The following is a 13,269-nucleotide window of genomic DNA, read 5'->3' on the forward strand; positions in this document are numbered from 1 at the left end:
TTCCGCTCAGGCTCACTCATCTCCGTCGCGCTTATCGGCGATGCCCAATGCCTTGAGCTTCCGATGCAGCGCCGACCGCTCCATTCCGATGAACGACGCTGTGCGCGAGATGTTGCCCGAGAAGCGGCGGATCTGGATTTTCAGATACTCGCGCTCGAAGGACTCACGAGCTTCGCGAAGTGGACTGCCCATGATCGTCAGCGTCGCGCTGGAAATGCCGGTCGAGCCTTGGTTGTCGAGAATTTCGGAGGGCAGTTGCTCAACATCGATGCTGGTGACGTCGCCCGGCGCGAGGATCACGGTCCGCTCGATGATGTTCCGCAGCTGGCGGACGTTCCCCGGCCACTCATGCGCCTGCAACGCCGCAACGGCTTCCTCCGACAAGTTCGGCGGCGTGATTCGGCGGTCCGAGGCGAAACGCGTGAGGAAATGATTCGCCAGTTCGGGAATATCCTCCCGGCGCTCGCGCAGAGGCGGAATCCGCACCGGCACGACATTGAGCCGATAGTAGAGATCTTCCCGGAAGCGCCCGTTCTCGATCTCGTCGGCCAGGTTCCGGGACGTCGCCGAAAGCACGCGGACGTCGACCTTGATCGGACGCTGCCCGCCAATGCGGTGGTAGCTCTGGTCGGTGAGGACGCGGAGGATCTTGCCCTGCGTAGTCAGCGGCATGTCCGCGATTTCATCGAGGAACAAGGTGCCGCCGTGAGCCTGTTCGAGGAGACCAGGCCGAGCGACGCCGTCGGACTCGCTTCCGAAGAGTTCTTCTTCCACTCGGTCAGGGCTCATTGTCGCTGACGAGACCACGATGAAGGGCGCTTTCGCGCGCGGGCTCCAGTTGTGGATCATCCGCGCGGCGATTTCCTTGCCGACACCGGCAGGCCCCGTAATCAGCACCCGGCTGCCGGTCGGAGCGACGCGCTTCAAGGTCGCACGCACGTTGTTGATGGCAATGGACGTGCCGTTGAGCTCGTCGTCCTGGCCGACCTGCTGCCTGAGATTTTCGTTCTCGCGGCGAAGCCTGTCCGTCTCCGTCGCTCGAGCGACGAGGTGGACGAGGCGCTCGGCCTCGAACGGCTTCTCGATAAAGTCGATTGCGCCTTCGCGGATGGCCGCAACGGCAGTGTCGAGATTGCCGTGTCCAGAAATCATCAGCACAGGGAGGTTCGGATCGCGTCGCTTCACCTCCTGCAGGATCTGCAAGCCGTCGAGGCGCGAGCCCTGCAGCCAGACGTCGAGCAGAACCAGCGACGGGCGTCGCTCCTCGATCGCATCGAGCGCGGCCGTGCTGTCGGCCGCAGACCGGACGCTATAGCCCTCATCCTCCAGCACTCCGCTGACCAGCTCGCGGATGTCGGCTTCGTCGTCGACTACGAGAACCTCAAGCGCCATCAGTTACTCCACCGTCTTCTTCTTCAGTTTTCAGTTCCCCCATTTCGGAACTTTCATTTGGCTCTTCGTGAGCCTCCGATTCGAGCGTCGCGAGGTGCTGGGCATCGAAGGCGATCCGCACATGCGTGCCGCCGCCGGGACGATCGAGAAATGCGATCTCGCCAAGATGCTCCTCGACGATCTTTTTGACGATGGCGAGCCCGAGCCCCGTCCCCCGCACCCGTGTCGTCATATACGGCTCAGTCAGCCGCTCCCGTTCTTCCGGCAGGCCCACGCCCGTATCGATGACGTCGATGATCAGCTGGCCCTGTGCCTCGTGGATTTTGAGGTCCACGCGGTCGCCGGCGAAATTATGCTCTCCCCTGCTCCGCCGCGCTTCGATCGCCTCGACGGCATTTTTCACCACGTTGCTGAGAGCCTGGCCGAGCTGCCGCCGATCGCAAACCATCTCGATCGGCCCTTCGGCCGGTGACAGCGAGAAGTTGACGCCGGGATGCGCAACCTCGTGGAGGAATAGCGACTGCCGCGCGATTTCGTGGATGTTTTCTTTCCGAAAGACCGGCTTCGGCATGCGCGCGAAGTTCGAGAATTCGTCCACCATCCGGCGAAGGTCGCCAACTTGGCGGACAATCGTTCCAGTCAGTCGCTCGAACGTCTCCGGCTCCGACTGGACTTCCTTGCCGAAACGCCGCTGAAGCCGCTCGGCCGCAAGCTGGATCGGGGTCAGCGGGTTCTTGATCTCGTGCGCAATCCGCCGGGCGATATCCGACCAGGCCGCACGGCGCTGGTCACTGAGCTGATCTGTGATATCGTCAAAGGTAATGACCGCACCTTGCTGATAACGAACACGTTTTACCGCCAAAGTGCGCTGCCCTGACTTAGAGACGATGAGAACGTCGGCTTCCCTTTGCTCCCCGCCCATGAATTCGTCGAGTTCCGGCGAAACGTCTTGCAGGGAAACTCCCTCCAAGGCCTCATCCTCATGCTGAAGCAGGCTTTCGGCCGAGCGATTGATCAGGAGGATACGATTCCTGGCGTCTAGGGCAACAACGCCCGAGGTCACACTGGAGAGAACAGCCTCGGTGAAAGCGCGACGCGTCTCGAGTTGAGCGTTCGCCGACATCAAAGCGCTAGTCTGCTCGTCAAGACGTCCGGTCATGCGATTGAAGGCACTGGCGAGCGTCTGAATCTCGTCTTCGGTTTTCGTAACCGGCACGCGGGCGGAGAAATCACCCTCCTCGATGCGTCCAGCGGCCGCCACCAGTTGGCCCATCGGCCGAACGAGGCGATCCGCAAGCTTGAGAGCAGCTGCGATCGCGAAGCCGACGATGACCAACGCCACCACCAGGAGCGCGCCGTTGAACCTAAGCTGGTTGTTCCGGGATCGCGAAAGCAGGGACTGATAGTCCTTCAGGACCTGCGTTCCCCGGTCGATCTGCTTCTGGAACTCCGGATCGAACACCCTTGCTGCATAAAGGTACGTGTTCGGGCCGTAATCGAGACGGGTGAGCGCTCCGATCCGATCCGAAGAATTGAGATTGATAACCCGTTGGTTCTGCAGCTTCCGAATCTGGTCCGCGGTGACTACGGACTCGAGATTTCGCGCATATGGGTCGACGAGCGCGATCGATTGGACGAGGCCCTTGTCGGAGACGTTCAGGATGACCGCCTCGGAGAGGTAACGATTGAGGACCTGTCGAGCAAAACCTTCCTGAAAGCGCGGATCTTCGATCGTAACCAGCCGCAGATATTCTGCGACGTCACTGCTCATCACTGTCGTTTCGTTCGCGACACGCTCCTCTTCCGCACTGTACGCGGCCTGAGGGATCGCAACCGTGTTCTCGAGCATGTTGCGCGCACGGTCTGAGAACCAGAACTCCATTCCGCTCTGGAACAGCAGTGACGCGAAGATCGCCACGAGCACGGTCGGGACCGCCGCCAACACTGAAAACAGCGTCACAAGCCTGGCGTGAAGCTTGCCGCTGCCCAGCCCTTCCCGCTTTGCGCGCTGACGGGCCACGCGGCGCGAATAGAGCACCATCAGAGCAATGGCCGGAATGAGATTTGCGACCAGCAGCAACGCAATCAGTGGAGGAGACAGCAAGGACCCAGGTTGGGCGCTTCGCGTCAGGACCCAAGTGCTGAAGGCGACTGTGGTGATGAGGACGGCCGCCACGCCCAACGTGGCGAAGCGCGACACGCGGCCAGTCGCCCGATTCCGGGCAAGCCAGCTCGAAAAATCGTTCTTATTCAACTGCGATTCGACGGCAGGCGCATCCACGCGCGCCGCCTAGCACAGCAGTTGCATGAAAAACACACTTACTGAAGCCGAATTGCCGCTTTTTCAGGCCGCCGCGCGCGAGAGCCAAGGCGAATAGAACTCGCGAAGCATCGAAACGACGGTCTTGGGATCGTCCTGCTGGTTCACCGTGTTGCGAAGCTCGGCCGAACCAGGAAGCCCCTTTGTGTACCAGCCGATGTGCTTCCGAGCGAGATTCACGCCGGTGTGCGTTCCGTACAGCTCTAGCATATCCTCATATTGCTCGAGCATCGTCGTCAGCTGCTCATCGAGCGTCGGATCGACCTTTTGTCCACTCTCGCCGAGGTCTGCCATCGTCTGACCAAGCAACCACGGTCGGCCATAAGCACCACGGCCGATCATCACTCCGTCAGCACCCGACTGCCGCAAAGCCTCCCGCGCGTCTTCGATCGAGCAGATGTCGCCATTCGCGATCACCGGGACGGACACCGCGTCCTTCACGCTGCGGATGAACCCCCAATCCGCGCTACCCTTGTACATCTGGCATCGCGTGCGACCGTGAACGGTGATCATCTTGATCCCGAGATCCTCGGCGATGCGGGCCAGCTCCGGCGCGTTGAGGCTGGAGTGATCCCAGCCCATGCGCATCTTCAGCGTGACCGGCACCTTCACCGCCTTCACTGTGGCGTCGATCAGTGCCGCCGCCAGCGGAAGATCGCGCATCAGCGCCGAACCCGCATCGCCGTTGACGACCTTTCGGACCGGGCAGCCCATGTTGATGTCGATGATCGCCGCGCCGCGCTGTTCGTTGAGCTTGGCGGCTTCGGCCATAACGTCCGGCTCGCAACCGGCCAGCTGGAGCGAAACCGGCTCCTCACTCGGATCCCACAGCGCCTTCTGCAGCGACTGGCGCGTCTCCCGGATCATCGCCTGGCTGGCGATCATCTCGCTGACCGTGAGGCCGGCGCCGAAGCGCTTCACGACCTTGCGGAACGGCAGGTCGGTGACGCCGGTCATCGGAGCCAGAATCACTGGCGACGCGATCTGGACGGGGCCGATCGAGATAGGCTTCAGCGCGGTCATGGGTTGGGCGCATGTAAGGGAAGAGCCCTTGGCGGACAAGGCAAGCGGCCCTAAGGCGCGCGCCGAATGTCCGTCACTGCCCTCATCGTCGCCGCCGGGAAGGGCGAACGCCTCGGCGGCGAGGTTCCTAAGCAATATCAGAGCTTGGGGGGCCGCCCGGTCCTTCGTTGGGCGGTGGAGGCCCTCATCAGGCATCCGTCGATCGATCAGGTCCGGGTAGTTATCGGGGAAGGCCAGGACGGTCACGCCCGCGAGGCGCTAGACGGGCTTGCTGTCGGCGATCTGATCATAGGAGGTGCGGAGCGTTCAAATAGCGTGCTCAACGGTCTGCATGCGATCGGCGAAGGCGCTGTGCTGGTTCACGATGCCGCCCGACCCTTCTGCCCACCTGAGGTCGTCGAACGGCTGTTGGCGGCGCTTGAACAGGCGGATGGCTCGGTTCCGGTTCTCCCGGTCGCCGACACTCTCGCCTCAGGCGGCCAGTTTCTCGAGGCGCCGGTTGACCGACGAAACCTGTTCCGCGTGCAGACCCCCCAGGCCTTCCACGTGGAGGACCTGATACATGCGTACCAAGAAGCAGGCGGAGCTTCGGCGACGGACGAATCGACGGTAATGCTGTCCGCAGGGCTGAAAGTCGCTACGGTTGAGGGCGATCCGATGCTTGAGAAGCTCACCATGCGCGCAGATTGGGAACGAGCGGAAGCCATTCTCGCATCGCGACTGGTGTCACGAACCGGTATGGGGTTCGACGTCCACGCCTTCGCGGGTGAGGGACCAATCATGTTGGGCGGTATCCCCGTCCCGCATTTGCGCGGTCTGTCGGGCCACAGCGACGCGGACGTCGCCCTTCACGCCATCACCGACGCCCTGCTCGGCGCGGCCGGCCTGGGTGACATTGGCGAGCACTTCCCGCCGTCCGATCCGCAGTGGAAGGGCGCATCATCCGATCTGTTCCTGAAGCACGCGGCGACGTTGATCAGAGACCAGGGCGGGCTAATCGATCACGTTGACGTCACCATCGTCGCCGAGGAGCCAAAGATCGGACCCCATCGTTCCGCGATCCGGGCACGTATCGCGGAGATCCTGCAGATGGCCATCGAACAGGTGAGCGTGAAGGCGACGACCACAGAGGGACTCGGCTTCACCGGGCGCCGCGAGGGCATGGCTGCGCAGGCCGTGGCAAGCATCCGTCTAGGCTTTATTCGGTGAGCGAAAATCTTCTCCCAAAGGCGCTGGTCGACAAAGCTCGTGAAGTCGTCGAAGCCAATCGCGCGGCCGGTAAAAGGATCGCCGTTGCCGAGAGCTGCACGGGTGGCCTGGTCAGCGCCGCGATAACCGAGATCGCTGGGTCGTCGGATGTCTTCGAAGCGGGTTACGTCACCTATTCGAACGCCGCCAAGATCGCCGACCTTCACGTCAGCCAGGAAGTGGTGGAGACTTTTGGCGCCGTCAGCATTGCCACCGCCTGGGCCATGGCGCGTGGCGCCCTTCAAGCCAGCGAGGCCGATACGGCGGTTGCGATTACGGGAATCGCCGGGCCGGGCGGCGGAAGCCCCAGCAAGCCTGTCGGAACGGTGGTCTTCGCCCGCGCCGACCGCGGCAAGGACCCTTCGGAGATCCACGCCGATCAGAAATTCTTCGACGAGCCGGGACGCGCCGGCGTTCGCCTTCAGGCGGCGCTCTGCGCGCTCGACTTGTTGATGCCGTAGAGAACGGCGGCGCGTTCCTCGAATGCCCGTGTCATGCGTCGGAGCGCTCGATCGAACATTTGGCCGGCTAGTGCTTCGAATATTCGCGACTTGAATGCGAAGTCGACCGAGAAACAGAGGTTCGTGCCGCCATCCGCTGCAGGTTCGAACTTCCACTCATTGTGGAGAAACTTGAGTGGGCCGTCGACATAGTCGACGAGAATGCGGTTCGGCCGGTCCTTGTCGACCCGACTCGTGAAGCGTTCCTTGAAGGCGTTGAACCCGACGACGAGATCGGCGACCGTTTGGGTTGGGCTGGACGACCGGATGCGCACTGCCACGACCCAGGGCAGGAACTCATCGTAGCGGGCAACATCGGCAACGAGGTCGAACAATTGCTCCGGAGTATACGGGAGGTGCTTCGTCTCCGTGTGACGCGGCATCAGCCGTTCGCTCGCTCCAGTTGGGCGTTGCGGGCGTCCTGCAATTTCTTGAAGTCGTCTCCCGCGTGATAGCTCGACCGCGTGAGAGGCGAGGCTGCAACGAGAAGGAACCCCTTGGCCCGGGCGATCGCCGAGTAGGCGTCGAACGCTTGCGGAGTGACAAACTCCTCGACTTTCGCGTGCTTGGGCGTCGGCTGCAAATACTGCCCCATGGTCAGGAAATCGACGCCCGCAGAGCGCATGTCGTCCATGACCTGATGCACTTCGAGCCGCTGCTCGCCAAGCCCGACCATCACGCCCGACTTGGTGAAGATATGCGGCGCCTTGCGCTTCACGCTCTCCAGCAGCCGTAATGACGCGTAATAGCGGGCCCCCGGGCGGATCGTCGGATAGAGCCTCGGGACGGTCTCGAGATTGTGGTTGTAAACATCCGGGCCAGCCTCGACGATCGCGTCGACAGCCGCCTCGCTCTTGTTGCGGAAGTCCGGCGTCAGGATTTCGATGGTCGTTTGCGGCGTCCGCTTCCGGAGCGCCTGGATCACCTTCACGAACTGCGAAGCACCGCCGTCGGGAAGGTCATCGCGATCGACCGATGTCACGACGATATGCTCGAGGCCGAGCTCGGCGGCCGCGATCGCGACATGCTCGGGCTCCAGCGGGTCGACCGCTCGCGGCATCCCGGTCTTCACGTTGCAGAAGGCGCAAGCCCGCGTGCAGGTATCGCCGAGAATCATCACGGTGGCGTGCTTCTTGGTCCAGCACTCGCCGATGTTCGGACAGGCCGCTTCCTCGCACACGGTCGCAAGGCCGAGATCGCGCATCAGCCGGCGCGTCGAATGATAAGCTGGACTTGTCGGCGCCTTGACGCGGATCCAGTCTGGCTTGCGCTGTCGAAGGACCGGTGCGGGATCGTTCATGCTGGCCAGATAGCGATTGGTCCCGCCGCTTGCCACCCCCGCCCTGCACCGGCTAGCGGGCACCGATGCCCTACCTGAACCAGCTCATCGAAGGTTATCGCCGCTTCCGCGCCAACGACTGGGAGCATGAGAGGGACCGCTGGTCGGAGCTTGCCGAGGGCCAGAACCCGCGGGTTATGATCCTCTCTTGCGCTGACAGCCGGGTCGACCCCGCGCAGATCTTCGATGCTCGGCCCGGAGAGATGTTCGTAGCGCGCAACATTGCCGCGCTCGCCCCGCCCTATGAAACCAGCCAGGGCTTTCACGGCGTGTCCGCCGCGCTCGAGTTTGCGGTAACGCAGCTAAAAGTCGGCGAGATCCTGGTAATGGGTCACGGCCTGTGCGGCGGCTGCGCCGCCGCGCTGACCGGTCAATTCGACGACACTGCGCCAGGCGAAGGCCACTTCATCGCTGACTGGGTGCAAATGCTGAAGGGCGCGAGAGATTCGGTCCGGGCTCGTCACAGCGAAATCGACAACGAGGCGTTCCTCGAAATGGAGCAAGAGGCGGTGAAGGTCAGTCTCGCCAATTTGCGGACGTTTCCGTGGATCGCCGAGCGTGAGCAGGCCGGTGAGCTCAAGCTGCATGGCGCGCATTTTTCAATCGCCGAGGGCCAGCTCTACATACTGGACGAGGCGGAAGATACCTTCCGCCCCGTCTCAATGAACTAATCTAACTTATTAGCAACGCGTGTTATAATCGTAGACCGGACGTCCGTACTGGTCGACGTAATAGCAATAGCCGCGGGTGTCGCGGTAATACTGCTTGCCCTTGATGACCGCGCCGAGGACGCCGCCCAGAACGGCACCGGCGATTGCGCCCTCGACTGGGCTGACTCCGCCAACCACAGCGCCGACCGCGGCACCGCCAACGGCGCCGACTGCGGCACCCGTCGCGACACGGCGACCCTGGTCGTTCTGGTAATAGGGGTCGTTGTAGCCGTAAGGGTTCGTTGCGCATCCCGTTACAGCGATACTCGCGGTCAGAACCGCGGCAATTGCAGTTTTCCTCATCGACTGTTCCTCCAAGCCCGTTATTTCCATCCCAATGCGGTTTCAGTGCTCGAACAGGCGTTTCGTTCCCGCACCGAACCATTAAGACACGGCGACATGAACGGATTCAGAATATGAATGAGCGGCACGACGAACGCGAGGACAACATCGCCCTGCTCATCGATGCAGACAATGCCAGTCCGGAGCATCTCGATGAAGTCCTCCTTGTTCTCGGCGAGCTCGGCGCCATCAATGTCCGCCGCGCCTACGGCAATTGGGCGAAAACCAGCCTCAAAGGCTGGGGTAACCTGACCGGCATCCACTCGATCGTCCCAATGCAGCAATTTGACGTCGCCAAGGGCAAGAGCGCAACGGACATGCGCATGACGATCGATGCCATGGACCTACTCTACCGGGGGCATGTCGACGGCTTTGGCATCATGTCGAGCGACAGCGATTTTCTGCCCCTCGCCCAGCGGATCCGCGAAGAAGGGCTGCCTGTTTACGGCTTCGGTACGGCGAAGACGCCGCTCGGCTTTCGGCAGGCGTGCACGCGGTTCTTTGACGTTGCGGCCCTGCAGCTGCCGCATGACGCGCAAACCGCGGATGCTGCAACGGCCGACAGCGAGAACCCCGTCGATGCTGAGCTCATCGACCTCCTCGGCCAAGCGTACAAAGCGTCCAAGCGCGACGACGAAGGCTATGCGTCCCTTTCAGAACTCGGGCAGCGGGCAACTGCCGTGTCGAGCTTCGCTGCCCGGAATTACGGCTTCACCCGCTTATCGGATCTCATTCGGTCAATCCCGAACTTCGAGGTCAAATCCAATCCAGACGGCAGCCTGCTCGTCAAACGGCTGAGATAACAAGCGAATTTGTTGCTTCGCTGACACAGGACAAAGCAATCCGAAAATCCCCGGAACTCGGTACCGCTACAGCAGTTTGCATTCAGGATTAGGGATCAGGATTTAAGTCGGACGAACGAATGCTGGATTCAAGCAGTCCGGAAGCATTGCTTAGTTGCGCGCTTGCTGCTGTCGACGACGAGGCAGCGTTCCGGGCAGAACTCGATAAAATCCCCGTGCCGGCTTACACCGCCGATCGAGACGGGCAGATCACGTATTGGAATCGAGCTTGCGTGGACTTCGCCGGTCGCGCGCCTCAGCTCGGCCAGGACAAGTGGTGCGTAACGTGGCGCCTTTTCACGCTGGATGGGGAACTGCTGCCACCGGAGGAATACCCACTGGCCAAGGCGATCAAGGAGCGCCGATCGATCCGGACCGACGTCGCTGTGGCGATGCGCCCCAACGGGTCTCGGGTTGCCTTCCGCCCCTACCCTACTCCGGTTTTCGACAAGGACGGGCAGTTGAAGGGTGCCGTCAACATGCTGATCGACATCAGCGAGGAGCAGGTCGAATCTCTTCAGGAGCAGGCGGCCCGACGCAGACGGCTCGCGAATGCCACCGACGACGGTTCCGCGCGCGAAATCCTGCGGTCGATGGCCAACGGCTATGAGGATTCGGCCGACGCGCTCCGCAAGTCCTAGGGCAAAACCCCCTCGGGCTACCGGTGCCTAGAGGAGCTCCAAGACCAGATGCACGAGATCGTTGGCGATGATTCCAGCCTCGCGGCGAACCTGTGCCTTCACGGGTAGGATGTAGCCACCGCTCTTCTGCGGAAACACGGATGTCCGCCAGGTGACGTCATTGATCGTCGCCTCCACGCGCACCGACCCGAACCCACCGCGATTCAGAAGGCTGTGCGCTCTTATCTCGCCTGAAAGATTCTCGGGCACAGTGACAAAGTGCCAGCTCGCGCTCTCACCGCTCCAGATCCAGAGGGGTGCCGTAAGTTCGATCAAACCGCTGGGACCGCTGCCGGCCCTTCTCTCAATCGTCGCTGGTGCTCCCGCCAAGCCGTGTAAATGCCGCTGCCAGTAATCAGAGCGGCACCTGCCACCGTGTGCATGCTCGGAACGTCCGAAAACAACATCCAGCCGAAAATCGTCGCAGCCACGATTTGAAGGTAGTCGAAGGGTGAAACCACGGAAACGGGCGCGCGCAGCGATGACGTCATCAGCAACTGCCCTACCCCGCCTGCCAAGCCACCCACAGCGACTAGAGCGAATGCGCGAGGTGCATGCATCTGGCCGAAGACCGGCATCAGAAGTGCGCCGACGAGGATACCGGCCGCAGCGAACCAGAACACGATCGCCGCGACATTTTCGCTTCGCTGAAGATGGCGGAGGGTTGTCGTCACACCCGCTTGCCCTACTGCACCGATCAGCGCGATCGTCACGCCGAGCAATGGCAGGCTGGACCCACCCGGACGAGCGACGATCAATACACCAACGAAGCCCAGAGCCACCGCGGCCCAGCGATGAGCACCGACATGCTCGCGAAGGATCAGGAACGACAGGATCGTCGCGAAGATCGGCGCAGTGAAATTGATGGCCGTCGCATCCGCCAGCGGAAGCAGGATCAAGGCCTGAAAGGTCAGCCCCATTGAAGTCAGTCCAAGCGCGCTCCGCCAGACGTGCGCCAGCGGGCGCTTCGGTCTGAGAGAGGCGAGGCTCTCGCGATTCAGGACCCAGATAAGGACGACCGGCAGGCTAAACAGCGAGCGGTAGAAGACCAGCTCCGGCGCATTCAACCCTTCCATGGACGCCAGCTTCAGCAAGGCGCCCATGCTTGAAAAACTCAGCCCGGAGCCGATCCTGCAGAGGATGCCGCTGACGACATGATCGTGGTCATGTCGAGCAGCGGCCCACCGCATATTTAGCGGGTCAGCTTTCGGTAGCTGGTGCGGTGCGGACGAGTCGCCTCCTCGCCGAGGCGCCGGATCTTGTCTTCCTCGTAAGCCTCGAAGTTGCCTTCGAACCATTCCACATGACTGTCGCCCTCGAATGCCAGGATGTGCGTCGCTAGGCGATCCAGGAAGAAGCGGTCGTGGCTGATGACCACCGCACAGCCGGCGAAATTCTCGATCGCTTCTTCGAGCGCACCCAATGTCTCAACGTCCAGATCGTTGGTCGGCTCGTCGAGCAGCAGGACGTTGCCGCCGCGCTTCAGCATCTTGGCGATGTTGACGCGGTTGCGCTCACCGCCAGACAGCTTGCCGACGTTCTTCTGCTGGTCCTGGCCCTTGAAGTTGAAGGCGCCGACGTAGGCCCGCGTCGATTGGTCGTGGCCATTGACCTTCATGTAATCGAGCCCGTCGGAGATCTCCTCCCAGACGTTCTTCGAGTCATCTAGGTGGTCACGGCTCTGGTCGACGTAGCCAAGATGGACGGTCGGACCGATGTCGACCTCGCCCGAGTCCGGCTTTTCCTGACCGGTGATCAGCTTGAACAAAGTCGACTTGCCGGCGCCGTTGGGACCGATGACGCCAACGATGCCGCCGGGCGGAAGCGTGAACGACAAGTCGTCGAACAAAAGCTTGTCGCCATAGGCCTTGGAGATGTTCCTCACTTCGATGACCTTGCCGCCGAGGCGTTCGGGCACCTGGATGAGGATTTCCGCCTTGCCCGGTACGTACTTTTCCTGCGCCGAAACCAGTTGATCGAACTTGGCGATACGCGCCTTCGACTTGGTCTGCCGCCCCTTCGCGCCCTGACGGATCCACTCAAGCTCGTGCCGGATGGCCGTTTGGCGGCCGGTCTCTTCGCGCTCTTCCTGCTCTAGGCGCTTGGCCTTCTTCTCAAGGTAGGTCGAGTAATTCCCCTCGTACGGGAAATATTTCCCGCGATCGATTTCAAGGATCCAGCTCACCACATTGTCGAGGAAGTAGCGGTCGTGAGTGATCATCAGAACCGCGCCCGCATATTCCTTGAGGTGCTGTTCCAGCCACTGGACGCTCTCGGCGTCGAGGTGGTTGGTCGGCTCGTCGAGCAGCAGGATCGACGGCTTCTGGATCAGCAGCCGGGTCAGCGCGATGCGGCGCTTTTCACCGCCTGAAAGGTTCTCGACCGACCAGTCGGACGGCGGGCAGCGAAGTGCTTCCATTGCGACTTCGAGCTGGTTGTCGAGCGACCAGCCGTCAACGGCGTCGATCTTTCCCTGGAGGTCGCCCATTTCTTCCATGAGCTTGTCGAAGTCAGTGTCTTCCTTGGGGTCGCCCATCTCGGCCGAAATCGCATTGAAGCGGTCGACCATGTCGGCGACGTCACGGGCGCCGTCCTTGACGTTCTCAAGCACGTTCTTCGACGGATCGAGCTGCGGCTCCTGCGGCAGATAGCCCACGGTAACGTTCTCGCCCGGCCAGGCTTCACCTTGGAAGTCCTTGTCGATGCCCGCCATGATTTTCATCAGCGTCGACTTGCCGGCGCCGTTCGGGCCGACGATGCCGATCTTGGCGCCGTGGTAGAATTGCAGGTTGATGTTGTTCAGCACCGGCTTCTGCGCGCCGGGGAAGGACTTGGTCATGTCCTTCATGACAAATGCGTATTGGGCGGCCATG

The 13,269-nt window shown here is 61.9% G+C and carries 14 protein-coding genes; 5 read left to right on the forward strand and 9 right to left on the reverse strand.

The genetic code is table 11. From position 1 onward, the window contains the following. Positions 1-12 precede the first annotated feature (12 nt). The 3 genes from ntrX to dusB all read right to left on the reverse strand — a co-directional run bounded on the left by ntrX (position 13) and on the right by dusB (position 4,735). A complete protein-coding gene (gene ntrX / locus ABD928_RS00630) occupies positions 13-1,392 on the reverse strand; it encodes a nitrogen assimilation response regulator NtrX (RefSeq protein WP_187714042.1) in 1,380 nt (459 codons plus the stop codon). Beyond that, on the reverse strand, positions 1,382-3,592 hold the full coding sequence (locus ABD928_RS00635) for a sensor histidine kinase (protein WP_345165105.1): 2,211 nt from the start codon (positions 3,590-3,592) through the stop codon (positions 1,382-1,384). Before ABD928_RS00635 ends, ntrX begins: the two co-directional genes overlap by 11 nt. A gap of 144 nt (positions 3,593-3,736) precedes the next feature. Then, positions 3,737-4,735, reverse strand: a complete 999-nt coding sequence (gene dusB / locus ABD928_RS00640) for a tRNA dihydrouridine synthase DusB (RefSeq protein ID WP_187714045.1) — start codon at positions 4,733-4,735, stop codon at positions 3,737-3,739. A 66-nt stretch (positions 4,736-4,801) separates the two neighbouring features. On the opposite strand from dusB, the gene ABD928_RS00645 reads away from it, so the two are divergent. Together ABD928_RS00645 and ABD928_RS00650 are read left to right on the forward strand one after the other, a co-directional pair. Then, a complete protein-coding gene (locus tag ABD928_RS00645; RefSeq protein ID WP_345165110.1) occupies positions 4,802-5,944 on the forward strand; it encodes a bifunctional 2-C-methyl-D-erythritol 4-phosphate cytidylyltransferase/2-C-methyl-D-erythritol 2,4-cyclodiphosphate synthase in 1,143 nt (380 codons plus the stop codon). Next, positions 5,941-6,444: a CinA family protein gene (locus ABD928_RS00650; RefSeq protein WP_187714049.1), complete on the forward strand. Its 504-nt coding sequence runs from the start codon at positions 5,941-5,943 to the stop codon at positions 6,442-6,444. Before ABD928_RS00645 ends, ABD928_RS00650 begins: the two co-directional genes overlap by 4 nt. On the opposite strand, the gene ABD928_RS00655 is transcribed toward ABD928_RS00650, so the two are convergent. Further along, positions 6,405-6,866 (reverse strand): type II toxin-antitoxin system RatA family toxin, encoded by a 462-nt coding sequence (locus ABD928_RS00655; protein ID WP_187714050.1) that lies wholly within the window; start codon positions 6,864-6,866, stop codon positions 6,405-6,407. The two genes, ABD928_RS00650 and ABD928_RS00655, sit on opposite strands and share 40 nt — an antisense overlap. Next, positions 6,866-7,783 carry a lipoyl synthase gene (lipA, locus tag ABD928_RS00660; RefSeq protein ID WP_345165114.1) on the reverse strand — a complete coding sequence of 306 codons (918 nt, stop codon included), beginning with the start codon at positions 7,781-7,783 and terminating at the stop codon, positions 6,866-6,868. The genes ABD928_RS00655 and lipA overlap by 1 nt, the downstream gene beginning before the upstream one ends. A 65-nt stretch (positions 7,784-7,848) precedes the next feature. On the opposite strand from lipA, the gene ABD928_RS00665 reads away from it, so the two are divergent. Beyond that, positions 7,849-8,493, forward strand: a complete 645-nt coding sequence (locus ABD928_RS00665; RefSeq protein WP_187714051.1) for a carbonic anhydrase — start codon at positions 7,849-7,851, stop codon at positions 8,491-8,493. 9 nt (positions 8,494-8,502) lie between these two features. Here the strand turns inward: ABD928_RS00665 and ABD928_RS00670 are convergent, their stop codons facing one another. Beyond that, on the reverse strand, positions 8,503-8,835 hold the full coding sequence (locus tag ABD928_RS00670) for a YMGG-like glycine zipper-containing protein (protein WP_187714052.1): 333 nt from the start codon (positions 8,833-8,835) through the stop codon (positions 8,503-8,505). A 113-nt stretch (positions 8,836-8,948) separates the two neighbouring features. On the opposite strand from ABD928_RS00670, the gene ABD928_RS00675 reads away from it, so the two are divergent. Beyond that, positions 8,949-9,677: an NYN domain-containing protein gene (locus ABD928_RS00675; protein ID WP_187714053.1), complete on the forward strand. Its 729-nt coding sequence runs from the start codon at positions 8,949-8,951 to the stop codon at positions 9,675-9,677. Between the two features lie 119 nt (positions 9,678-9,796). After that, positions 9,797-10,357, forward strand: a complete 561-nt coding sequence (locus ABD928_RS00680) for a PAS domain-containing protein (protein WP_345165121.1) — start codon at positions 9,797-9,799, stop codon at positions 10,355-10,357. A gap of 27 nt (positions 10,358-10,384) precedes the next feature. Here the strand turns inward: ABD928_RS00680 and ABD928_RS00685 are convergent, their stop codons facing one another. Genes ABD928_RS00685 through ettA form a run of 3 tightly spaced genes read right to left on the reverse strand, consistent with a single transcriptional unit; the run spans position 10,385 to position 13,268 of the window. Next, a complete protein-coding gene (locus tag ABD928_RS00685) occupies positions 10,385-10,672 on the reverse strand; it encodes a DUF1905 domain-containing protein (protein ID WP_187714056.1) in 288 nt (95 codons plus the stop codon). After that, positions 10,669-11,586: a DMT family transporter gene (locus ABD928_RS00690; RefSeq protein WP_187714057.1), complete on the reverse strand. Its 918-nt coding sequence runs from the start codon at positions 11,584-11,586 to the stop codon at positions 10,669-10,671. The genes ABD928_RS00685 and ABD928_RS00690 overlap by 4 nt, the downstream gene beginning before the upstream one ends. Before the next feature lie 2 nt (positions 11,587-11,588). Then, positions 11,589-13,268, reverse strand: coding sequence for an energy-dependent translational throttle protein EttA (ettA, locus tag ABD928_RS00695; protein WP_187714058.1), 1,680 nt, complete (start codon positions 13,266-13,268; stop codon positions 11,589-11,591). Position 13,269 lies beyond the last annotated feature (1 nt).

Source organism: Sphingomonas daechungensis (genome assembly GCF_039543105.1).
Lineage (GTDB): Bacteria > Pseudomonadota > Alphaproteobacteria > Sphingomonadales > Sphingomonadaceae > Sphingomicrobium > Sphingomicrobium daechungense.